Origin of the sequence: Ferroplasma sp. (genome assembly GCF_031200575.1) — an archaeon.
Lineage (GTDB): Archaea > Thermoplasmatota > Thermoplasmata > Thermoplasmatales > Thermoplasmataceae > Ferroplasma.
In genome coordinates this window covers 80,431-102,947 of record NZ_CP133597.1, presented here as the reverse complement: position 1 = coordinate 102,947, position 22,517 = coordinate 80,431, and the positions used below count along the sequence as shown (strand labels likewise).

At 36.6% G+C, this 22,517-nt stretch carries 25 protein-coding genes and 1 tRNA gene; 16 read left to right on the top strand and 10 right to left on the bottom strand.

The genetic code is table 11. The features are described from left to right. Positions 1-163 precede the first annotated feature (163 nt). The 3 genes from RE471_RS00625 to RE471_RS00615 are packed head-to-tail and all read left to right on the top strand — an operon-like array spanning position 164 to position 1,862. Positions 164-1,177 (top strand): TIM barrel protein, encoded by a 1,014-nt coding sequence (locus RE471_RS00625; RefSeq protein WP_309214814.1) that lies wholly within the window; start codon positions 164-166, stop codon positions 1,175-1,177. A 9-nt stretch (positions 1,178-1,186) separates the two neighbouring features. Next, on the top strand, positions 1,187-1,474 hold the full coding sequence (locus tag RE471_RS00620; RefSeq protein ID WP_309214813.1) for a DUF5611 family protein: 288 nt from the start codon (positions 1,187-1,189) through the stop codon (positions 1,472-1,474). A 22-nt stretch (positions 1,475-1,496) separates the two neighbouring features. Beyond that, positions 1,497-1,862 carry a DUF3198 domain-containing protein gene (locus RE471_RS00615; protein ID WP_309214811.1) on the top strand — a complete coding sequence of 122 codons (366 nt, stop codon included), beginning with the start codon at positions 1,497-1,499 and terminating at the stop codon, positions 1,860-1,862. Here the strand turns inward: RE471_RS00615 and speE are convergent, their stop codons facing one another. Beyond that, positions 1,863-2,684, bottom strand: a complete 822-nt coding sequence (gene speE, locus RE471_RS00610) for a polyamine aminopropyltransferase (protein WP_309214810.1) — start codon at positions 2,682-2,684, stop codon at positions 1,863-1,865. It abuts the gene before it with no gap. 243 nt (positions 2,685-2,927) lie between these two features. On the opposite strand from speE, the gene RE471_RS00605 reads away from it, so the two are divergent. The 6 genes from RE471_RS00605 (at position 2,928) to RE471_RS00580 (ending at position 7,722) form a co-directional block, all read left to right on the top strand. After that, positions 2,928-3,200 carry an HU family DNA-binding protein gene (locus RE471_RS00605; protein WP_309214809.1) on the top strand — a complete coding sequence of 91 codons (273 nt, stop codon included), beginning with the start codon at positions 2,928-2,930 and terminating at the stop codon, positions 3,198-3,200. Between the two features lie 102 nt (positions 3,201-3,302). After that, complete coding sequence (locus RE471_RS00600; RefSeq protein ID WP_309214808.1) at positions 3,303-4,901, top strand: bifunctional N(6)-L-threonylcarbamoyladenine synthase/serine/threonine protein kinase; 1,599 nt, start codon at positions 3,303-3,305, stop codon at positions 4,899-4,901. 37 nt (positions 4,902-4,938) lie between these two features. Beyond that, entirely contained in the window at positions 4,939-5,490 is a 552-nt protein-coding gene (locus tag RE471_RS00595; protein WP_309214807.1) for a non-canonical purine NTP pyrophosphatase, read from the top strand. Positions 5,491-5,744: 254 nt separating this feature from the next. Continuing rightward, positions 5,745-6,134: a 30S ribosomal protein S6e gene (locus RE471_RS00590; protein ID WP_309214806.1), complete on the top strand. Its 390-nt coding sequence runs from the start codon at positions 5,745-5,747 to the stop codon at positions 6,132-6,134. Next, positions 6,134-7,351 carry a translation initiation factor IF-2 subunit gamma gene (gene eif2g, locus RE471_RS00585; protein ID WP_309214805.1) on the top strand — a complete coding sequence of 406 codons (1,218 nt, stop codon included), beginning with the start codon at positions 6,134-6,136 and terminating at the stop codon, positions 7,349-7,351. Before RE471_RS00590 ends, eif2g begins: the two co-directional genes overlap by 1 nt. Before the next feature lie 86 nt (positions 7,352-7,437). Next, positions 7,438-7,722: a DUF357 domain-containing protein gene (locus RE471_RS00580; protein ID WP_309214804.1), complete on the top strand. Its 285-nt coding sequence runs from the start codon at positions 7,438-7,440 to the stop codon at positions 7,720-7,722. Here the strand turns inward: RE471_RS00580 and RE471_RS00575 are convergent. The 5 genes from RE471_RS00575 to RE471_RS00555 all read right to left on the bottom strand — a co-directional run bounded on the left by RE471_RS00575 (position 7,710) and on the right by RE471_RS00555 (position 11,264). Then, positions 7,710-8,861, bottom strand: a complete 1,152-nt coding sequence (locus tag RE471_RS00575) for a DNA recombination protein RmuC (RefSeq protein WP_309214803.1) — start codon at positions 8,859-8,861, stop codon at positions 7,710-7,712. The two genes, RE471_RS00580 and RE471_RS00575, sit on opposite strands and share 13 nt — an antisense overlap. A 49-nt stretch (positions 8,862-8,910) precedes the next feature. After that, positions 8,911-9,306 carry a hypothetical protein gene (locus RE471_RS00570; protein WP_309214802.1) on the bottom strand — a complete coding sequence of 132 codons (396 nt, stop codon included), beginning with the start codon at positions 9,304-9,306 and terminating at the stop codon, positions 8,911-8,913. 77 nt (positions 9,307-9,383) lie between these two features. Further along, positions 9,384-9,457, bottom strand: a tRNA-Lys gene (locus RE471_RS00565). Between the two features lie 60 nt (positions 9,458-9,517). Further along, positions 9,518-10,015 (bottom strand): hypothetical protein, encoded by a 498-nt coding sequence (locus tag RE471_RS00560; RefSeq protein ID WP_309214801.1) that lies wholly within the window; start codon positions 10,013-10,015, stop codon positions 9,518-9,520. 76 nt (positions 10,016-10,091) lie between these two features. Continuing rightward, positions 10,092-11,264, bottom strand: coding sequence for an MFS transporter (locus tag RE471_RS00555; RefSeq protein ID WP_309214800.1), 1,173 nt, complete (start codon positions 11,262-11,264; stop codon positions 10,092-10,094). A gap of 192 nt (positions 11,265-11,456) precedes the next feature. On the opposite strand from RE471_RS00555, the gene RE471_RS00550 reads away from it, so the two are divergent. Continuing rightward, positions 11,457-12,083: a helix-turn-helix domain-containing protein gene (locus RE471_RS00550; RefSeq protein WP_309214799.1), complete on the top strand. Its 627-nt coding sequence runs from the start codon at positions 11,457-11,459 to the stop codon at positions 12,081-12,083. Between the two features lie 75 nt (positions 12,084-12,158). Here RE471_RS00550 and RE471_RS00545 read toward each other — a convergent pair whose 3' ends face one another. After that, entirely contained in the window at positions 12,159-12,935 is a 777-nt protein-coding gene (locus RE471_RS00545; RefSeq protein WP_309214798.1) for a cytochrome C oxidase assembly protein, read from the bottom strand. A 12-nt stretch (positions 12,936-12,947) separates the two neighbouring features. Beyond that, the gene (locus RE471_RS00540; protein WP_309214796.1) at positions 12,948-15,116 is read right to left on the bottom strand and encodes a 4Fe-4S binding protein; all 2,169 of its coding nucleotides are present in this window, start codon (positions 15,114-15,116) and stop codon (positions 12,948-12,950) included. 136 nt (positions 15,117-15,252) lie between these two features. On the opposite strand from RE471_RS00540, the gene RE471_RS00535 reads away from it, so the two are divergent. After that, on the top strand, positions 15,253-16,791 hold the full coding sequence (locus RE471_RS00535; RefSeq protein ID WP_309214795.1) for a hypothetical protein: 1,539 nt from the start codon (positions 15,253-15,255) through the stop codon (positions 16,789-16,791). 88 nt (positions 16,792-16,879) lie between these two features. Here the strand turns inward: RE471_RS00535 and RE471_RS00530 are convergent, their stop codons facing one another. Continuing rightward, positions 16,880-17,035: a hypothetical protein gene (locus tag RE471_RS00530; protein ID WP_298278158.1), complete on the bottom strand. Its 156-nt coding sequence runs from the start codon at positions 17,033-17,035 to the stop codon at positions 16,880-16,882. 132 nt (positions 17,036-17,167) lie between these two features. On the opposite strand from RE471_RS00530, the gene RE471_RS00525 reads away from it, so the two are divergent. Together RE471_RS00525 and RE471_RS00520 are read left to right on the top strand one after the other, a co-directional pair. Continuing rightward, positions 17,168-17,386, top strand: coding sequence for a hypothetical protein (locus RE471_RS00525; RefSeq protein WP_309214794.1), 219 nt, complete (start codon positions 17,168-17,170; stop codon positions 17,384-17,386). A 69-nt stretch (positions 17,387-17,455) separates the two neighbouring features. Further along, entirely contained in the window at positions 17,456-17,677 is a 222-nt protein-coding gene (locus RE471_RS00520; protein ID WP_309214793.1) for a hypothetical protein, read from the top strand. Between the two features lie 218 nt (positions 17,678-17,895). Here the strand turns inward: RE471_RS00520 and RE471_RS00515 are convergent, their stop codons facing one another. Then, positions 17,896-18,657 (bottom strand): DUF929 family protein, encoded by a 762-nt coding sequence (locus RE471_RS00515; RefSeq protein ID WP_309214792.1) that lies wholly within the window; start codon positions 18,655-18,657, stop codon positions 17,896-17,898. A 494-nt stretch (positions 18,658-19,151) separates the two neighbouring features. Here RE471_RS00515 and RE471_RS00510 point away from each other — a divergent pair, with 494 nt between their 5' ends. The 3 genes from RE471_RS00510 to RE471_RS00500 are packed head-to-tail and all read left to right on the top strand — an operon-like array spanning position 19,152 to position 22,508. Next, positions 19,152-21,659 (top strand): cbb3-type cytochrome c oxidase subunit I, encoded by a 2,508-nt coding sequence (locus RE471_RS00510; protein WP_309214791.1) that lies wholly within the window; start codon positions 19,152-19,154, stop codon positions 21,657-21,659. Positions 21,660-21,669: 10 nt separating this feature from the next. Continuing rightward, on the top strand, positions 21,670-21,897 hold the full coding sequence (locus tag RE471_RS00505; RefSeq protein WP_309214790.1) for a hypothetical protein: 228 nt from the start codon (positions 21,670-21,672) through the stop codon (positions 21,895-21,897). Then, positions 21,894-22,508 carry a sulfocyanin gene (locus tag RE471_RS00500; RefSeq protein ID WP_309214789.1) on the top strand — a complete coding sequence of 205 codons (615 nt, stop codon included), beginning with the start codon at positions 21,894-21,896 and terminating at the stop codon, positions 22,506-22,508. The genes RE471_RS00505 and RE471_RS00500 overlap by 4 nt, the downstream gene beginning before the upstream one ends. Positions 22,509-22,517 lie beyond the last annotated feature (9 nt).

Here is a 22,517-nt window from a genome sequence, read left to right as displayed (position 1 = left end):
AAAAAATAACATATATACATAATAGACCATTTGATGGATCGTATAATCTTATCCCCTGTTCAAATTTATTTCAGGCATTATAGGCAGGATGCATAATAAATCTATGTGGAAAGATGTGGTAATTTGCAAAAGGTTAAAATAAGGCAGATATATCATTTAAAGAATGATTAAGTTTGGTGTTGCAGGGATACCGCTTACCAGCAAGGGAAGAACCTATATAGATTCTATAGAAGATATAGGGAATCTTGGATTAAATTCACTAGAGGTCCAGCTGTTGAGGGTCAATGTAAGTGAAGACCCTGCGATTGAATATGTTGGTATGTATCCAAAAGATGTCGATGACTCTATTATAGTTGATGTTTTAAGGCCAGATGAAAATGGAAATTATAAAAGCATAGGAACCGAGAATGAAATAGAGGAAGACGATATTGTACAGGAAATCTTCTGGAACATGGCCCGCAACTATGACGATCTTAGAAATGGCAGTGAAATCGCCAGGGAACTTGATGTGGACATCTCCATGCATGCCCCTTATTACATGGATATGCTTAACGGGGGAGAAATGGCTGAAAAATCTATAAACCATTTGAGATGGTCACTTTTAATTGGCAGGGCCATGGGCGCAAAGAGAATAATCACACATACAGGATTTTATACTAGGAAAAAATCTGAAGCCCTGAAAAAGGCACTTGATATATATTCAGATATAGCGAAAGAGTTTTCGCATGAAAAGGGGTATCCATACATAGGCATAGAGGCTGCTGGCAAAAAGGACCTATTCGGCACACAGAAAGAGCTATTCTATCTGGCTGATAGAATTCCTGATGTTGAACCTATACTGAATTTCCCACATATACATTCAATAAACAACGGCTCACTCATAGATGCAAAGAACTTTGAAGACGTAATAAATTCATTTGCAAAATATTCCAAGTATGACCTCTATACGGAATTCGGCGGAGTTGAATATGACAATGGGAATGAACTGAAGATAACTGCAATAAAGCATGGAGATCTAAAATTTGAAACACTGGCTGATGTCATATCATCCAATGATAGAGATATGGACATAATATCCATGTCTCCTCTTCTGGAACATGACGCACAGTATATGGAGCTTATGTACTGGAGGGCACTTTCAAAAAAATACCAGAAAAAACTTGCAAAAAAATTATAGGTGAAAAAAATGAGAGAATATCCTGTTAAGAAAACTGTTAAAATTAGCAATTCTGCCATATCTGAAATTCTGAAATCCTATAATATGGATTTTGAAGAAAAAGAGGGGCATATTATATCATCTTATCCCGGTCTAAAAAAAATAGAACTGTGGACGGATGGGAAGAAGTTATATGCAGAAACTGAAACGGATATGGAGTATAAGAATCCTGGTGAAACTATTAAATTCTTCAATAATTTACTGGAAAAACTGACCGGTTATACATCTAAGGAAAGAAAGAAGCTAATATCTAAATAGTTTATTTTATTATAAGATATAAATGTATAAAGATAAAATTTATATAATCAGCATTGTCATAACCCTTATTTCACTATTCTTCTTTATTATATCAATAAACGATCTTTTATTTGGCAATGTAGCTCTGATTCATTTATTTTCCATTAAATTTATAGGTGCATGGCAGTACTGGGTTTTGATTGTGTCTGTGATTTTATTTTCTTATTTCGCATATATGTCATATTCCCTGATAAGCGATATGTCAAAATTTAAAAAACTCCTGCAAAGTTCAAGTAAAAAAACCTTTATTTCGAATATGCCTGATCTTGAACGGATATCTAAAAGATTCGGGGAACACTATGACGACCTGCTTACTGAGGCCAAGCATAAGTGGGGCATTAAAAAATAATTATTTTAAGATGTTTTTTACAAATTCCGGTAAATAAAATGAACCGGTCAAAACATCTCCGTTGAAGTATTTTCCTGTTATTTTAGATTCATCTCTTCCTATGATCTGATCTGGGGACGCCATGGTAAAAGACCAGAGGCCACTAGGGTACGTGGGTATAAACGCACAGTATGTTCTAACATCCCTGAAAACTTCTGTCATTCCTTTATGTGCCATGGCCAGTGCAGTGGGCTGGTAATATGGAGACCCTGACTGTGTCACCACTATTCCATCAGGGGCTAAATGTGCTTTTATGTCATTATAAAACTCCCGGGAAAATAATCCCTCAGCAGGCCCTACAGGATCTGTGGAATCAATTATAATCCTGTCAAACTTATCACTGCTTTCTTTTATGTATTTTATCCCATCACCGATAATCAATTTCACTGCACTTTCCTTGAATGAGGATGATATTGCCGGAAAATATTTCTTGGCGACTTCAACAACATTCCCATCTATTTCTACGTTAATTATATTTTTAATTCCAAGGTCTAGAAGGCGCCTTGCAGCACCACCATCTCCTCCCCCTATAATTAGAACCCTGGAAGGCTTTGAATTAAAGTAATATGGAACCATTGTTATCATTTCGTGATAAATATATTCATCCTTTTCAGTTAGCTGAACAGTGCCATCTATGGATAGTAATTTACCGAAATCATAGGTGTCAAATAGGTCTATCCTCTGATAATCGGTTTTTATTGAAAGGAGCTGATCCTTAATTCTGAAGGAAAGCTGCAAGTTGTCTGAATATCTCTCTGAAAACCAGTTTTCTATTAGTCTCATGTGAGTTTATATTTATTCCATATATAATTTTTAGGGAGATGCACCAGGCATTTCTGAATTAATGAATTAATTATTTATATTTTATATTATACATACCATTATCCGGATATATAAACTATGATATATATTAAAATTAAGATATCTATTCATAAAAATTGGCAGCAACCTGTAAAAATAGGGCTCTGCCAGATTTTTAATAGAAAAGTTTTTATATAACGAATTACATTAACTATTGGTGAAATAATGGTAGGTATAAGTGAATTATCAAAGAAAGTTGCCAGCACGACTAACACAACCCAGAAGAAGACAGCTGAAATAATAACAGCATTTCTGAAGGAGACCGTTGACTCGGTAAATGCGGGTAAGAAAGTAAACCTTGCTGATTTCGGTATCTTTGAAAGAAAGGAACAGAAAGAAAGAGTTGCAAGAAACCCAAAGACCAGAGAAGAAATAAAGGTTCCTGCCAAGGACAAATTTGTGTTCAGAGCATCATCAGCAATTAAATATAAGGATTAAAATTAAAATTATTTATATATTTATATCGGCAATTTTATATTACCGATAACTTATAATTTTTGGCAAACTCAACTATAAAATAATATACTGCAATGAAGTTTTATGAAGGTTCTTGGACTGGAAGGCACTGCCCACACTGTGAGCGCAGGAATTGTAGATGAAAACTCCATACTTTCTAATGTTTCTTCCACTTACATACCTGCCTCTGGAGGCATACATCCTAGAGAAGCAGCTGTTCATCATGCCGATAAAATTATACCTGTAATCAAGGAAGCATTCGAGCAGTGCAATGCAACACCTGATGAGATAAGCCTGGTAGCCTTTTCCATGGGTCCAGGATTAGGTCCCTGCCTCCGTGTGGTTGCCACTGCAGCACGGGCATTTTCAATAAAATACAGCATTCCGGTAATAGGCGTAAACCACCCACTTGGCCATGTGGAGATAGGAAGAAAACTTTCAGGTGCCAGGGACCCTGTTATGCTGTACATCTCAGGGGGAAATACCCAGGTTATAGCACATAAAAATGGGTCATACAGGGTACTGGGAGAAACCATGGATATAGGTTTAGGAAACATGCTTGATAAGTTTGCCAGGGATCTGGGCATACCATTCCCCGGAGGGCCGGTTATAGAGAAACTTGCATCCAGGGGAGACAAACTTCTTGAACTTCCATATTCAGTTAAGGGTATGGATACATCATTTTCAGGGATATACACGGCTGCCCGGAACCTCATTGGAAAGGAGTCATCCGAAAATATATGTTACAGTGTCCAGGAAACCACATTCGCAATGCTAGTGGAGGTGCTGGAAAGGGCACTTTACTACACAAATAAAGAAGAAATACTCCTGGCCGGCGGAGTTGCACGGAATGACAGGCTTAGGGATATGGTCTATCAAATGGCGTTATCTTCCGGTTACAGGGCATATTTGACCGATAAAAAATACTGCATGGATAATGGTGCCATGATTGCCCAGGCTGGCATGCTTATGTATCTCTCAGGTCAGAGGCAGGATATAATGGATACCCGGGTTAATCAGAGATTCAGGATAGATGAGGTTTCAGTTCCCTGGATTAAATCAGAGGGAACACAAATAAATACTGGGAGAGGGGCAGAGGCTTCCATCACTGATGCAGAATTTTATGGCAGAAAAGCCATCAAAAAAACGCGCATGGAGAAAATTTACAGGAATGCAGAACTGGACAGAAGAATAAGAAACGAAAGAATCAGGAACGAATTCAATCTCCTCTTCAAATTGAAGGAGAACGGGATAAACGTACCTGTAATCTATGATTTTGATAAATATGATTATTCCATAACAATGGAAAAAATTGGTGGGATAACACTTAATAAATTAATAAGTGAAAATAATTTACAGCTGGATAAAATAAGGAGCCTTGGTGCCCTGCTGGCACATATGCACAACAAATCCCTTTCACACGGGGATCTCAATCCAAATAATATTATGGTGTGGAAAAATCAGATTTATCTCATTGATCCCAGTATGGGGACAGTCAACTGCAGTGTCGAGGATATTGCCGATGATATCTTTCTTTTAACAGAATCTTTTAAAAGCCTGTTTTCTCAATTCAGCCAATCACTGGAAGAAACACTCAATGAATCCTACAGCGAAGTATCAAATAATTACATAGAAATAGCCGGTGTACTGGATGAAATAAGACAGAGAAGGAGATACGTATAGATAACATGAATTAATTCTAATATAGATGTGATATATAATGGTATTAAAATTCGTAACAAGCAATGAACATAAATATATTGAAGTTTCTGCGGCCTTCCAGAAAAATGGGATCTCACTTTCCTGGCAAAAGAAAAAATATGAAGAAATCCAGGCAGGAGATACTGAGACTATCAGCAGGGATAGCTGTATAAAACTTGCAAAGGATACAGAGCAACCCTTTTTCATTGACGATACTGGACTATACATAGAAAAGCTGAACGGATTCCCGGGCCCATATGCATCATATGTACAGGATACAATTGGCAATTCTGGCATAATTAAACTGGCTTCCGGGTCCAGTGCATATTTTAAAACTGTAATTTCCTTAATCATAGAAAATAAGGTATACCAGTTTACCGGAACATTAAATGGGAAAATATCGGATAAGGAAAGCATGGGAAACAAATTTGGATATGATCCCATATTTATTCCTGATGGGTACAGCATATCACTTGCGGATCTATCCCCTTATGAGAAAAATGGCATATCGCATAGGGGGAAGGCCCTGGGCAATTTAATAAATTTCCTGATACTGAATCATATAATGTAAAGATCGAGTCGATATACGGCATGGGAACTTTAACCCAGCTTAAATGATAAAAACATGGCCATATTACTGTAGCAAAAACACGTGCTGAAATATTTATTAATAAAAATAAACTTATATATCAATATATAATCCAGTATCGCCCACACCTGAAATGGTAAGGCACTCTATGGAAGAGCAAACGGTTATAAGTTGGGAAATAATAAGTTTCAGCAAAAGCTTCAAAAGTGGAATAAATAAAACTTAAGGTGTATATTATGGTTGTAGCAGTAATTGCAGACAGGAAAACCGGTAAAACATACAAAAAGGAAATATCAGAGGATGTTCTGGGCTCCCTTGCCGGTAGAAAAATTGGTGAAGAAATAGATGGCATATTTTTCGAAATGCCTGGATATAAATTGAAGGTTACAGGCGGAAGTGCTAATGATGGATTTCCAATGAAAAGAGATCTATCCATAGCCGGAAAGAAAAGAATACTGGTATCTTATAATTCAGGCAGAAAAGGGAAAAATGGCATTAGAAAAAGAGTGACTTTCAGGGGAAATATTATAGGCTCAGATATATCTCAGCTGAATCTGGTGGTTACACAGTATGGAACAAAACCTCTTGATGCTGGCGAAGAAGAGGAACAGAAAGGAGAACAGTAATGGAGCAGCCTTCTGTAAATATAGGTATGGTCGGCCACGTGGACCATGGGAAGAGCACACTGACTTTTGCCCTTACCGGAAAAAAAACAGATGTTCACTCGGAGGAAGTTAAGCGTGGCATTTCTATCAAGCTAGGGTATGCAGATACGCCTATATACCGTTGCACAGGCGACGACGGCAAGGAATTTTACTCAAATAAAAAAGAATCTGAAAATTGCAAACTTTCCCGTGTAATTTCAATTGTAGATGCACCTGGCCATGAAACTCTTATGGCCACAATGCTTGCAGGATCTGCCATTATGAATGGGGCGATTCTTGTTATAGCAGCAAATGAAACCTGTCCCCAACCACAGACGAGGGAGCATTTAACAGCCCTGGAAATAATGGGCATCAAGGAAATAATAGTGGTGCAGAATAAGATAGATCTGGTTACCCGTGAAAGGGCACTTGAAAGCTATAAGGAAATTAAGAGTTTTTTAAAGGGTAGCATAGCCGAGAATGCACCGGTAATACCGGTAAGCGCATATCATAATACAAATATTGATATAGTTTTGGAAGCCATAGAGAAAATTATAAAAACCCCTGAATTTAGGGAGGATGACACACCTATGATGTATATTGCCCGATCTTTTGATATAAACAAGCCTGGTACAAAACCTGCGGACTTAAAAGGCGGCGTACTTGGTGGGGCACTTATAAGGGGGAAATTAACGGTTGGCGACGAGATAGAAATTTCACCTGGGGTTCAATCCACAAAAGGCAATAAAACGGTCTGGGAAAATGTAACCACCAGGATAACCTCTCTTATGGCCGGTTCATCTTCATATAAATCAATAGTTCCAGGAGGCCTGGCAGCTGTTGGTACTGAACTTGATCCATTTCTGACCAAGGGTGATTCCTTCACAGGCCGGATAGTTGGATTGAAAGGACATGTACCAAAAACTATATTTAATCTTGAAATGGATATACATCTACTGAACAGGGTCGTTGGTTTTGATGAAGAGGTGACAGTTGAGCCACTAAAGCCAAATGAAATTATAATGCTCACTATTGGAACCGCCAATACAATAGGATCGGTAACATCCATAAAAGACAACAGGGTCAGTGTTGCATTAAAATATCCAGTGGCGGCAAACATAAACGATCGTATGGCAATCGGCAGGCGCATATCTAACAGGTGGCGTCTGATAGGTTACGGTTCAATACTGAGCATATAAAAATCAATCATAAATTCATCCCTTTGCTAAAAGTAATAGATGGATAGGTTCTACCATTAATATAATTAATTATAATACTGGTTATTATGGAATTAAAGGAAAAAGTTGAGAGATATTTTGAAATTGAGAAATCGGCACTGGAAAAAATACACATCAGTGTCCCTGAAGATTCATACCTATATGGCATAGCAAAAGATCATCTGGACATGGTGATGAATTACTACAACGACGCCAGGTATTTCTATAATAAAAATGATCTTATAAATGCATTTGCATCATTAAATTACTCATATGGCTGGATAGATTCGGCTATAAGGATAGGTTTATTTGATGGGGATTCTGATCACAGGTTATTCACTCATTTCAGGTGATCATCAATTTCCGACGGTTTCCGGTCCACAGTATTAAGGCCAATATTACTTTTATTTGTCACCATATCTGTTTTTATGATATTTTCTATAATTGGGTCCAGTTTCTTCTGTATATCTGCTGTCATACGGTTGAATGAATCTATGGACCTTGAAAGATTCTTCGACGTATCATTGAAATCATTGACAAATGTTTCCATATTGTTATAAAAGTCCTTTATTTTTACAGTAAGTTCATTAAAATTTTCTATGGTGTTAACGTCCTTCCATCCCATATGGACCGTTAATAATAAAGATATTAGAGTTACAGGTGTGGCCACAATGACCCTTTTTGAAATCGCATCCTCTATCATATCTGGCCTGCTGGACATTACAGTACTTAAAAGAGATTCCATAGGGAGAAACATCACCACAAAATCTACTGAACCGTCAAATTTTTCCCAGTACTTCTTTGAGGCAAGTTCCCTTATGTGGTTATTAAATGCAGCTAAATACCGATCTATCTCACCCGAGTTATTGGCATCGTCCTGGCTTTCAAAGAACCCGCTTAGGGGAACTTTTGAATCTACCACTATATTCCTCCTGTTGGGCAATCTTATTATCATATCCGGCTTGGATTTATCTTCTAACACTGCCTGCTCTATAAAATCACAGTAAGGAATCATACCGGCTATCTCCACAGTTCTTCTTAGAGTTATTTCACCCCACTTGCCTCTTATAGATGGATTTTTCAGTGCGCTGGAAAGTTTTATTGTGTCATGTTCAAGATCTGTAATTTTCTTTGAAAGGGTATCCAGATTATCCTTCAAAGCACCGGTTTCAGATTTTCTTTCATTTTCAACGCCTTCTATATAAGTCTGGTATTTTTGTAATGAATCCCGTAGCGGGTCTATGAGGCTATTCAATCTGAGTCCTGTGTTTTCTCTATCTGACCTTTCAGTTTCCAGCGCGTTCCTGAAGGCAATGGTGCTTGTGTTCAGAAGATTTCTATTCTCTGCTTCCAAAAACTCATGCATGCTTGATTTTAACTTCCCCTCCATATTTGTATATAACTTTCTTGAAACTATAAAGTATAAAAACATGCCAACAGCGATTCCCGCAATAAAACCTATTATTGCATCCACGGCTCCAGAAAAGTACATTAAAAGTATATATTAAACTTATAAAATAAATTTGTCATACAAATTGAGATTATTGTATGCCAAGATCAATCTGATTTTCAATGTATTTCCAGAATTTATCTTCTATCTCAAAACTCCATAGAGATTCAGGCACCTCAAAAAATGCCAGTTCAGGTGTGAGAAGAAAACTTTCTATAGCCGCGACCCCGAGATCCTGAAGCCATTTTCCCATTCCGATGCTAATCTTGACATTGTCTGGAGTGCCTGAGACTGTAATAGAATACGCTCTATCCATTCCCGCTATGCTTCTCAATAAGCCCTCTTTTGTTGCCTGTATTAGGGTTCCATTAGGATGTTTTCCCAACTGTGTTTTGAACTTTTCGTCTGCAAAATACTTCTCGATAACTTCGGATAATTTATCCAGGTCTATATTTTTTCCACTGAATTCCTTTACTTTGGTCTTCATGGTTCCTTATATAAATATCCATATATAATCTTTTGTCGAAAAAGATATAATAATCCACAGATTGACAAAAATAAAAACGGGTCCGAAGGGATTTGAACCCTTGACCGATGGATTAAGAGTCCATCGCTCTACCTAGCTGAGCTACGGACCCAGTTAGTTAAATAGGTTATGCTAAAATACTATTTTAACTTTTTATAGTTAAAATACCAGATCAAAACTTACTGAGCTTAAAGTTTTTATTAAGCACTGCACCGGCAATAAGAACTATCCCACCTATAACCAGAAGTGTCGTTGCAAAATCCCCAACATATCCTATGTAAACAAGATAACCCGTTGGTCCATATGTTATTGATGTTGCTGGTTTTGATGTGGAAAATTCTATAAATGAATAATTTCCCTTAGCCATGTTTCTATATTCCTTTATATTCCCGAAGCTGGTATATGTTGGCATTGCCATGCTGGAAAGCATAGAAATATTTGTTATCTCACTTGCATTTTTAGACATTACAAGTCCTGAATGACTCGTAGGATTTGTTATGGATATTATAAAATTGCTAGAAGTGACTGTTATATTCTTTGATATATATTCACTGCCCTTTACAGTAAAACTACTTTCGCTTATTTTCGGTTTTTCAAAACTGCTGTAAGCATATAATGATGCACCGATAAGTACCATAATTATGCCAAGTATAAGAATCCATTTTTTCATAGGCTCGCTAATATCCTATAATGTTTTAAATTATAAATTGTTTAATATATTCTATAAATACTGTTATATATAGAATTTAATCATTTTTCCTGTTGAGATAAATTTCCCTGAAGTGAGTAATAAAATACAGTAAGACTATACTAAATATAAACGACACAATTAGGAGAATCATAATGGATGTATCATGGTTTATCTTAACTATCAATAGTCCTGTAAACAGGGCCCCAAAAAACACACCTGCATGTTGCATGGATGTGTAAAATCCAAGATTTCCCCCATAGCTGTTCCTGGGTGCCAGTCTTGTTATAAGGGTAGGGAACACCGTTTCACTTATTATATATCCGGAATAGAATGCCGCAACACTCAAACCAAAGTATGTGACATCGTTAACTCTATTATTCAGAAAGAATAAAGGAATGCTTATCAATAAAACTATTAATGATACAAGTGAAAATAATACCGTTTTATTTTTATCCGCCGGTCTCGCGATGGCGAGTCCTATAATGCCGGCTATAATAACCACAGGTATTAGGAATTCATAAAACCTGTTAACTGGAAAATATCTAAGTGAGTATAAAGGAAGATAAAAGTAGAAGACAATCATATAAAAATAGATAAAAAAGCTTATGATAGATATTACCGCAAGTTTAGAATCAATCTTGCTTTTTATCTTGAATATCCTTTCTTTCTTTGCCTCCATTACCATCAACAGCGGAATAAATGACACTATTCCTATAATTGCAGCTATAATGAATATAAATGAATAATTAACAATTGTTGTCAGTAAAGGCCCTACGATAACACCAACCATAAATGAAAAACCTATGGCTACACCTATAATAGCATCAGAAATATTCCTTCTTTCTACAGGAACACTTTCGTGTACCAGTGCTATTCCAGCAGAACTTACTGCACCCGCACCCTCAACTAGCCTACCTAGTACAAGTCCATAAATATTAATCGGATCTGCACATATCAAATTTCCTATAACAAATGTTAAAATGCCTATGGATATAATCAACTTTCTCCCATAACGATCTGATAGCCTTCCCAACGGTGTCTGAAAAATAGCCATTGTTATTCCATAAGCCCCCAGTGCGATCCCAATGAGCAAATATGAAGCTGTAAATTTTTCTCCATAAAGCGTAAATATAGGTAAAACCATGAAAAGGCCCAGGGTTCTTAGCCCTATAGTCATTGAAACCAGGGAAAGTATTCTGAACTGGCTTCTATCAAATACCCGCATCATATATACCTGCATACCGTTATTTATTAAATCATTTTGTATGCTATTTTAAAAAATCATTTAAAATTGTCAGATTAAGTATAATTAAATATCATATTATGTCATTCTATGAATAGAATCGAGTTATAGATTTCATAATTGCTCTTATAGATAACAACATTTAATAATTAAAACCTTATAAATGTTTGATATTGCATGCAGATACTGTACTCATTTAAATATGAAAAATGTTTCGCATCACAGCTGATAAGCGATTATAATGTGCGAATTAAGATTGTAAATCAGGAACTGCGTGATAATTACGTTTACGAAACACTGGCTATATATGCGGAGTCAGAAGACCTTCTGGATAAATCTATTGAATACCTGGAAAATTACCCACACTCTTATGAAATTGAGATAATTGGAAGGGAGAACAACTGTGTAACAGTTAGCGTTTTAACAAAGAGCTGCCCCCTGGTTGAACTCATGAGGCGCAAACTTATGAGCCCTTCAAATAAAATAAAATTAGAAAGGATAGACTACTCTGGAAATATATTCTGGGAGATGAATGTCAATAACTATAATAAAATAAGGCACATAGATGAATCATTGAAAGAGGTGTATGATATCAAGGACAGCAATATAAGAATATATAATGGAAGGCACATCAATGTTAAATCTGAATATATACTGAAAGAGGCATTTGAGCGGGGATATTTCGATGTACCCAAAAAAATCGGGCTTAAGGAACTTTCTTCAACACTGGATATACCCCCAACAACTCTTGACCTTCTTTTGAGGCGCCAGTTGAGGCAGGTTATACAAAAAACAATAAAATAAGCTGTTTTTATAAATAATTTTTAACCAATCAACATTATATAAAACCCATTTGCAAAAATAATAAATCTATTTAATTTATCTGAAAACACTTAACTGGAATACTATGGAGAGTACAATGAGTATGGTGAAAAACTGATGCATTGGCACTATGAATCCCGGTCTTGATGCTGATTTGTTGACAGAAATGAATACTATTATTCCCACAATGATCTGGAAACCGATTATTATGAGGGCTACATTGTAATCGAAGAAGAATAATATAAGTGAGAATAGAAATAGCAGTACTGCCAGTCCATGTATTGTCCATATCCACTGTGCCTTTGTTTTTGGTATTTTGAAGTATCCAATAGCCTTCTGGTACCCCCTTTCCCCTGTTGTCATACCACCCATATATATGACTGCAAAGAAAAAGTATAGTGGTATATTATGATATATCAAAGCGAGAACATTTCCAGCCACAGGGTAAACAATTAAAAGATAGGTAAGGGCAGTCGAATAGGCCAGAATATCATGTAAACCCTGGACTACTGATGGTGCTTTTCCGGCCAGGGTGTATAATGTGGCCATGCCAAGAAGTGCGGTTATAACTACAAGAATTAAACCTGTTATTTCCAGGGAACCGTGTATTAAAACTACCATTATTACCGCATTTATGCCAAGTAATGTAGCCAGTATTCTATGCCAGACCTCCGGGTCACCCGCTTTTGCCTTCAATGGCATATCCTTGGTATATGGCCATTTTGTTCCCAGGGATAGTCCATACCCATATCCTTCAACAGTCCCGCCAACTACTACTATTCCAAAAGCAAGAATCACCTGGAATACAAAATAATAATACAAAATAACATTCATTCATTTCACCGTTTACTTTTTAAGTTCTGTGTTTTTTTTCACCATTACGAATTCTCCATCATTATTTAATTCTTTATTCTTATGTCCCAATTTTTCGCGTAGATAATTCCTCACATCATAAAAATAAATATTCCCATAGGGGCATGCCCTTATGCAATCTCCAGAACCCACACATTTTACGCTTTTGAACTGGCCACTTTTGATAAAAGAGCCAGGCATTGTGGATAAACCAACCTCACATGATGTTGCACACTCCTTTGTCTCACATGTTCTGCACACATTTTTGTCCTTTACCTTGAGCTTGAAAAATCCCAGAACACTGAAAAATCCTACAAGAGTTCCGGTTGAGCACCATCCATATTTTCTGCACGGGCTCATGCCTACAAACGGTATGGAGAAAAAGAAAACGTACCATAAAAGATTCCATATGAAATATGAATAGAAAACTGAGGGGTCAATTCCATAAATGCTAAACCTCAAGCTTCCTGTAGTTGTATACATATATGAAAATAAAGAGGCAAGTATTGCCCAAATCCATGAACCCGTAGCTATAAACAGGACAGAATCCGTGAAATAACTTGTTCTCTGTTTCCTGCTTACTTTGGACTCGTAATTATATTTTATCATGGACTGACCAAGAGTTCCGCCGTACATCACTGCCGATGGGCACAGTGTTGAGCAATAAGACCTCCTGCCAAAAAGCAGGGCAAGAAGTGCATATAATGCATAAGACCCAAGGAGCGGGAGAACGAGATATGGATAAAGTGCTGCCTGTGCACCAGTATTTGCCCAGAAAGGAAGCCGGTTATAATATAAGGGATTCAGAAAATTAGGGCCTATAGTTGTATAAAGGAGATAGGCCGCAATCGCGAACATCAAATTGATCTTTTTTCCCCTGTCCTTCAATATACGTATCTGTGCCACAACTAGAGTTATCATCTCTATTCCCATTATCAAAAGAAATGTTGGCGAATCTGTTATGTACCCTATTATATAAAGAATTTCTATAAATGTTGAAACCGGTGTAAATTTGTATACGCCTCCAACCATCCCGTAAAAAATAATTAAATTATACGGCCCGGTGCTTGCTGGAACAAAAGGCGATACAAACTCTTTTAAAACATCTTGGGCGTAGAAACCTGCCACACTGGCTCCATGATAAACTGGCAGGGTATCAATCACGCGGAAAAATGGTAAATAATTATATGTGGCAAAATCCATAGAACCGGCCATAAAAAGCTCAGAAACAAAGGAAGCAACAAGAACGAAGAATATTAGTCTTGCAGGTTTGTTTACTATTTTCTTCCGTTTCACTACCACATTATTACTAGTTTTTTCCTCAACTTTTGGTTTCTTTATTGAGAACATACTCTGGAAGTAATATATCATCCCAAATATGATCGCCATTGCAAAAAATATCCAGGCAAGGCCAAATGGATCTAAAAGTAAAGTACCGATAAACGTTCCGGCACCCATTAACAGGTAATCGATAAAAATCATTTTTATATGGTAAGCATCATCCTCCGGCAGCATTAACCTGTGTTTTGCTATGTATTCAAAGAATATAATCATAAATATTATCATTACTGCAGTTTCTCCAACACCACCTATGAATACGAACGTATTGTTTCCAAGCAGGGTAGGCGCAAATAGGTCCATGGTAAATATAGAAATTGAAGCGTATTTATGCATCCCCTTCGGTTTATAAACCAGATAAAGGAAGAACATTTCCACACTCATGGGTACAAGGAAATATATTGTATTTATTCCATTACTCAGATCTGAAACAAAATCAAGGGAATAGAAAGCGTGATAGTAATCAAAATGTATTATGGTAGGGTTAAATAAATAGAATAGAAATAGTCCCATGGACACCTCGTTCCATATAATTAGCCCCGTGAACGCTGTGGCATTTGCCCTGGTTAAACCTTTCCTGTCCAGTCCACCATGCATCACTCCCACGAAGGTTGCCACTATTGGCTGTGACATTAAAATCATACCAAATGAAAATGCCAGTGCTGTATCAATGAAATCATGTACTGTTGTTATGTAAAGCAGGAATGCATCAAGCATGCTGGCCATCATTGCAGTAAATATTCCGATGGCGGCCACCTTTAAAAATGATATGTCATATTTATGCCTGATTAGGTATGAAAATACAAAAATGATATACGTTACCATAACTATAATTGTTATGATACCTATTAAAAACACAATATCAAGCATGTGATTCTCGATTAAACAATTTTATTATTAGTTAATTGTAGATATTGTTCTATAATTAAACTTATCCTTACTTAGAAATAATCAAATTATAATGAAGCGAGAAGCAGTAGAAAGTATAATAATTTCAGTATTTACCTTATATCTGTTCATCTATTCCGCCATATCAGGAATATTCGTGGTGTTTTCATCCAGGCTCTATCCTTCTATATACCAATTTATAGCCATGTTAATACCATATGTAATATTGCCACTTCTGGTTTTTTTCAGGAGAAATTCAATAATAAACAGAATTTATCTGTATTTCATGTTCATTGGGTTATTTACATTTATAGTTCTACTCTTTACCTACATAGTCTATCCCCTAATGGAAATAATGATCCTGCTTACGCTGGCTTTTTACACCGATATAATTGATAACCTATATTTCAAAAAAAGCAAGCCATTGTTTTACCGTGGGGCCGCATTCATATTAATTCTATTTATCATGTTACTTATTTCCAGATTTTTTGTAATATCTGTTCCGGTGGAACCTACGAAAATAGTTGTTGACTCCATATATGCAGATTTTTCTTCATCAAAGGTTCCATACCTGTTTTACTATGGTATTATAATGCGTGTTAATTATATATATTTTACAATGGGGGTGCAGTCCATCATACTTTATATAATACTTGCAGCACTTTTAACTGAGAATTACTTCCTTATTTTTAGCATTGTGAACTTAAACACCGGGATTCTGGGGAAAAAATCACGGGCAAGAAAGCAGGCAACAAATCTTGTTACTCCAGCTATAAGCGGCGGTGTTTCAGCCTTAAGCTGCCAGTGCGAGGGTCTTACAGCTATACTGCCCACTGTAGCTGCAGTGGTGGCCACTGTCATTAGCACTACATTACTCTCTGAAAGTATTCTGTTGCTGCTTCTGAGTAATTTTATGCTCAGTGTTTTTATTAATCGCAGAGCAAAAATAAAATTTGTATCCTCAATCAAAAATTTGAGAAACAGTAACTATTTTCCGTTGCTGGCTATATTCTTTGTTATGCTGATCCCAGTTCTGGAAGTGATTGGCATATTTTTCCATTTGCAAAAAACCTCTATGCTATTCTTTTATGGGGTAAATATACTTATGTTTATTTCTGGTATTTTCCTCATGTATGCCATAACAAAATTAGGAATGAAACCCTTCATAAAAACTGTAAAAGTAAAGGCAGCTATAATAACCATAGCATCCGTTATGATGTTTATATGGTTCGTGCCTTCACTAGCCTATTATGCATACTCTAATTATAATATTTATATAATGATGAATATAATGGGTATAGGCGCTGGTATCCTGACATATCTTGTGTATTTCAGCCTGGAAAAGCTAAAGGCTGCATATATAGAGTTTAATTCCATGATGTTCAGCATGACTGCACTAGTATTTTTCTACATATCAATTATATCACTTACAGACATGTTTCCATTCTTCGGAATTAAACAGCAGCTTTACTTCTCTGCAATTCTATGGGCGGTCTCACTTCCGTTTATGTGGCTTAGCACAATAGATACAATGTATAGATATTCTATTCCAGAAACACCAATACTTATGAAAAATCACAATTCTAAGATAGCTATGCCAGCTGAAAAATAAGACTCTAAATAATTATTTAAAACTTGATTTTATAAAAAATGTTTATCTACAAAATTTATAACTTTTAGAAAATGTCTTTAATCTAAGTTTATCTTCTAAGTATAAATTCCTTTACAAATATTGTTGCTCCTATAGCTATTGCGGCACACATACCCATTATAACAAGCAGGAACAGTGTTTCTGAATTAGGATTATAAGCGGCTGCATGCAGTGTTATTAATGCAGATGTTATATCAAACGTCATATATACATATTATCTGTATGTATAAAATACTTATTAATGAATATATTCAAACTTTAATATAAACGTATACAGGCAAATGATTTCTATAAAAAATATTAAATAGAATTAAATTATAATCACTAAGTGATAAATATGTTACCTAAAGGAATGAAACTTTTGACGGCCGGGCTCTCTTTATTGATCGGTGGATTCGGACTAGCGATATTATCAATTTATGGATTATTGCCCTATGCATCATACACTGGCGTGATTGGGGCAGCAGCCTTTATAATTGGTCTCGGACTTACAGCATTAGCATCTACCCAGATATCACTGCATGGCCCAGAGAATAATGGTTCAAATAAAATTTAAACCTGTATATTTAAAATATAAATATATTTTATAATAACTTTTAAGTAATATACAAAATTATACATAATTATGAAAACTCAGGGTAAAGAAATAAAAAATAGATTCTTTTCTGTGCCTATGATGGGCATATTCGGACTTTTGCTGGCATTTAAGCCATATTCTACCAGCTCTATTGTTTCGGGATTTTACGAAGACGGATATGCTGTAGACCTATTTATGTTAGCTATAGCACTGGCATTTATTGCTATAATGATAATCCTAAAGTTCAGAGACAAAAATAAGGAATCATAACCCAGCATATATAATTTAAGCGAGAATGCCAATTCAAATTAAATAATTTTTATAAATATGCAGCATTTTGTACAATAGATTATCTTCATCCATTTTTCTGTTTAGCAGGCTAGTTATTATAATATGGGATCCCCTTTTTTACTTTTTTTACAATACTTTATAAATTATTAGCATCTCTTCTTTATAAACAATCTTATAGTTAAAATTTTGATAAATAATTAATCAGAATCCTTAATATATGTTTCTAGACCTTTGACCGCATTTCTTACTGGCTTATAAGATGGGTTGTCCTTTAAATCTGTTATTACCTGCTTCGGTGTCTCATCCTCAAAATTGGTTGGGTTTATAAGGTATCCATTAAAAATATATGCTCCTGCAGGTCCATTTATCAACGTAACAGAATTAATATGATGATACGTACTGATATTGTCGCTTGGTATGCTAAGCCCATCAACTATCGCCTCTGTTGTATATATTTTAATCTCCTTATATACCACACTAGGCACCTTTCCTTTTAATTCTTGTAGACCCGCGGCTATTGTAGTACTATTAGTTAAGTTCTCACCATAAATATATACTGGTTTAATTATAGTTGTGTGCCCACTATAATCTAAAGTATATGTAGAATTATTGAATATTACTCCAGGGGTATTGTTAAACTCAAAGTTCTCCATGGATTGAGAGTTTTTGACATAATTGTTTTTATCCATATTGTATCCATGGTCATTTAAAAATTCATATAATGCCCAGGATCCCGCATTACCAGTAGGGCTTCCATCCCATGTTATGAAGTACACACATGTACTGGTATTGCCTTTAACCAGATCATTATCTGATATTTTGCAGTATTGTTCAAGCTCCACTGTTTCATCATGTCCGTTATAATGTTCAGCACCGTAAACTGCAAGAAAAGTTATAACTATAAAAAAAGCTATAAAGAATGCCAGTAACTTTTTATTATAATGCTCTTTTTGGCTCATTTGTAGCAATAAGTTAAAAATGTTATTTAGAGATTTGTATTGTGGGCTCCATCTGACAAATGCAGATGTTCTCTGGCTTTTGTGTATAAACCTAATCCTTGTATTATTTATTCCTTAATGGCATCAATTTGGCAGAGCCTGTGCCTAATATTCAGTTCTATTAGATTATCCGGCTTTCTGAGTCAAATTATAAGTCCTGTAAAGATTTTACTCTCTTCTTTTTTGACTATATTTACTGTAGCATGATGAACCGTACCGATATAGTACAGCTAAATGGATTACAGGCATTAACACCCTATCTTGCAGTCATGGAGGGGGAACTTCTTACATCCACGTTAAATGCATATATATTGCGTTTTATCTAATTATATGTTGATATATAACATATTTATGAATGAAAATAGCATTATATGATAAGTTTTTAAATTTATATAGGGATAAGTTACGAAAATATTCTATAATTACTCTTATATTTTACATAGAAATTATTTAACATGGAAGTCGGTAGTAACGATGAATTATATGAAAAGAATAACAAGATATACAATTCAGTCAGAGGCTGGATTTTCTCTACAAATCACAAACAAATAGGACTGCTGTATATACTGACATCTCTGGTTTTCTTTATAGGTGGCGGTGTTCTGGCCCTCTTGATGAGAGTACAGCTGGCAATACCGAGATATGACCTTGTTCATTATGGTCTATTCTCCGGAAGATTTCTGGACGCACTTCAGTATAATCAGCTTGTAACCATACATGGCCTTACAATGCTAATATGGTTCCTTGGTCCACTAGGTTTTGGATTTGGTATTTATTTGGTACCGCTTGCTATTGGTTCTAGAGATATGATATACCCGAGGATTAATGCCCTTGGTTACTGGTTATACTTATTTAGTGGCATACTTCTCTGGATGGGATTCTTCCTCCCTGGTGGAAATCTGGACACGGGATGGACAGTTTATCAGCCATTATCATCATTTAAGTTTACACCATATATAGGGGCTGATACAGCTGCTGCTGCAGTGGTGGTGAGGGGTCTTGGTACAATCATTGCATCAACTGAGGTTATAGCTACTGTCTTCAAGGCCAGGGCGCGTGGTTTTAGGTTAATGAACTTACCATTATTCGTGTGGGCCATACTCTGGGTTGCAATGATATCGTGGTTTGTATTCCCAGAAATAAGTGCACTATTCTTCGTTCTTGTCGTGTCTAACCTTCTGGGATTAAGTGGCTTTATCTCAACATATGGAGGTGCCCTTATGTGGGAAAACCTGTTCTGGTACTTTGGGCATCCAGAGGTATATTTACTTCTATTACCGGGTACCGGGGCAATGTTTGATTATCTATCGAATTTAGGTCACAGGGCTCCCTATCTGAAGAAGTGGATGATAGCTGCAATGGGCGCAATATCAGTTGACAGTGTTATGGTTTTCCTCCATCACACATTTATGACCGGTATAGTCTTTGCATGGTTAATGGCGACCAGTGTATTCACAGAAACCATATCCATACCTACCGGAATGTTGATCGTTGGATTGATAGCAACACTGCTTGGGGCAAAGCATAAGTTCCAGACGCCCATATTATTTGCACTGGCAGCATCAACATCCTTCATGATCGGTGGTATAACAGGCGTTACACAATCTTCACTTGCTATAGACACTATCGTTCACGGAGACTATTATGTCGTTGCACATTTCCATTATTTCATGGTGGGTGTGGCCGTAATGGGGCTTATGGGAAATCTGTATTATTATTTCCCCAAGTTCACAGGCAAAATGTACAGTGAAACACTTGGAAGAATACACTGGGCAATTGCGTACATAGGAGTTAACACACTGTATTTCCCGATGTTCTTCCTGTACGATTTACCGAGGAGGGTATACACATACCAGTCTGGATTCGGTTATACTATATTCAATGAAATATCAACAGTTGGGGCATTTATATTCGGTTTATCCTTCCTGATAATGTTCGCAAACTTTGCATATTCGATGAAAAAACACGCGCCATTGACAGACCAGAATCCGTATAAGGCCACTGCAGGATTTGTCTGGTTCACAACAAACCCACCGAAGTATTACAATTTTGACTATGAGCCATATGTTGGCGGAGAGGACAACAGAGACCTGTTACTGGATAAGAATAAACCTATAAAACCACCCAAAGTAGAATTATCTACAAGACCATTATATATTGCTCTTGGCGTGGTAATAGGATTTATAGGTGCAGTAGTCGCAATGATGGGATACAAACCATATGCATTCGGCATATTCTATGCTTATCTGGGATATGCAATAGTAGCAGTTGCAGCTGCACTCTTCCTGGTTGGAACCATTGGTTGGATGTATGATGATTACAAACTTAAATCGCCAAATGTACCTCCAACATATAAGAAAGACCCGGTAACAAAGGGATTCAATAACACAAGGCTCGGTATGCTGATATTCTTGGCTGGTGATATGATCTGGATGGCCACATTCTATGGAATGGTTGAGTGGTTAAAACTTCAGTCAGTATCTCCGTATGTAGAAGGAAATGATCCAGTCACATGGTTCTTCCCGTCGCTTGCATCAGTCTACATATATATCTCAATAGCTGCCATAGGAATAGCTGCACTGCTCGCATGGGGATCACTATCAGGCGCTATAAAAAAATCACCTGGAAAGAGTGCAACCTATATGGCTGTAGGGTCTGTGTTTGGAATAATATTCATAATAACATCTCTGCTTTCACTGCTTAACATAAACTCTTACTCTGCTTTAAGCCTTGGAGGGGCAACAGCGAACAATCCTATAGCCTCTATGTACTGGCTTATATCTTTGATGGATCTGCTATTTGGAATAGGTGTGATAGCAGTAATGATCGGCTATGCAATAAGGGTCAAGTATTCCAAAAAGTTCCTTTGGGGCAGAACTGCAACAAGTGCAGACGTTATAATGTGGTTTGTAGCGTTTGTATTCCTTACAACAGTGTTTACCACTGTTGCATTCATAGCATGAGGTGAAAAAAATGGATAATATAAATAAAGAAAACGCAGAAACGATAAACAAAAATAAAAGCGGAGTGGCATCTTCGTACAGTTATGAAGATGTGGATATGGAACTGGGTGACGATGACCTTGAATATGGAGAAGTCGGTATATGGAAGAACCCATATGCTGTGGCTGTAATCATAATAGCCATATGGTTTAGCCTTTGGCTATTTCTCCAGGTATTTATGGGAAGGTGGTTTAGTTGAAACCGATTACAAAGGCAGCTTTTGCAGTACTTGCGATAGCTATAGTACTTATAGCGGCTATTGGTATAACAGTTGCTACTTATCAGCCAATGAATACAGTTATGTCAGACCAGGGCAAAGTTAACTACAAGGCGATACCATACTATAATACTACTGTTAATGGAACAACAGTTCAAATAGTGAATCTCTCACTGGCAGCCTGGGGGCAGGGAAATGGGCACCCTAATGCATACCCATTTAATTTCAACGGTACCTCATACGGTGCTATGACCATATACCTACCAGCGAATGCAGATATACATGCGAATATGACAGATTATGAGGTTAAGCCGCACACACTTAAATTCGAACTTCCATATGCATCACAGTGGGCACGTGGACCTATATGGGCACATACTAGTGTTCACGTAAAGAAAGTCATAATTAGCACAGGTACAATAGATCCTATATGGTATGGTAATGTTGCACATTACAGATCCATATGGTGGAACGACACACAACCAGGACACTACTGGGCTGTGTGCGGATTAACCACCCACGCCGAGGCTGGAATGTATGTATATGTAATAGTTAGCTCTTCGGTTCATGTACCGTACTATACAATAAAATAAGGTGAAAAA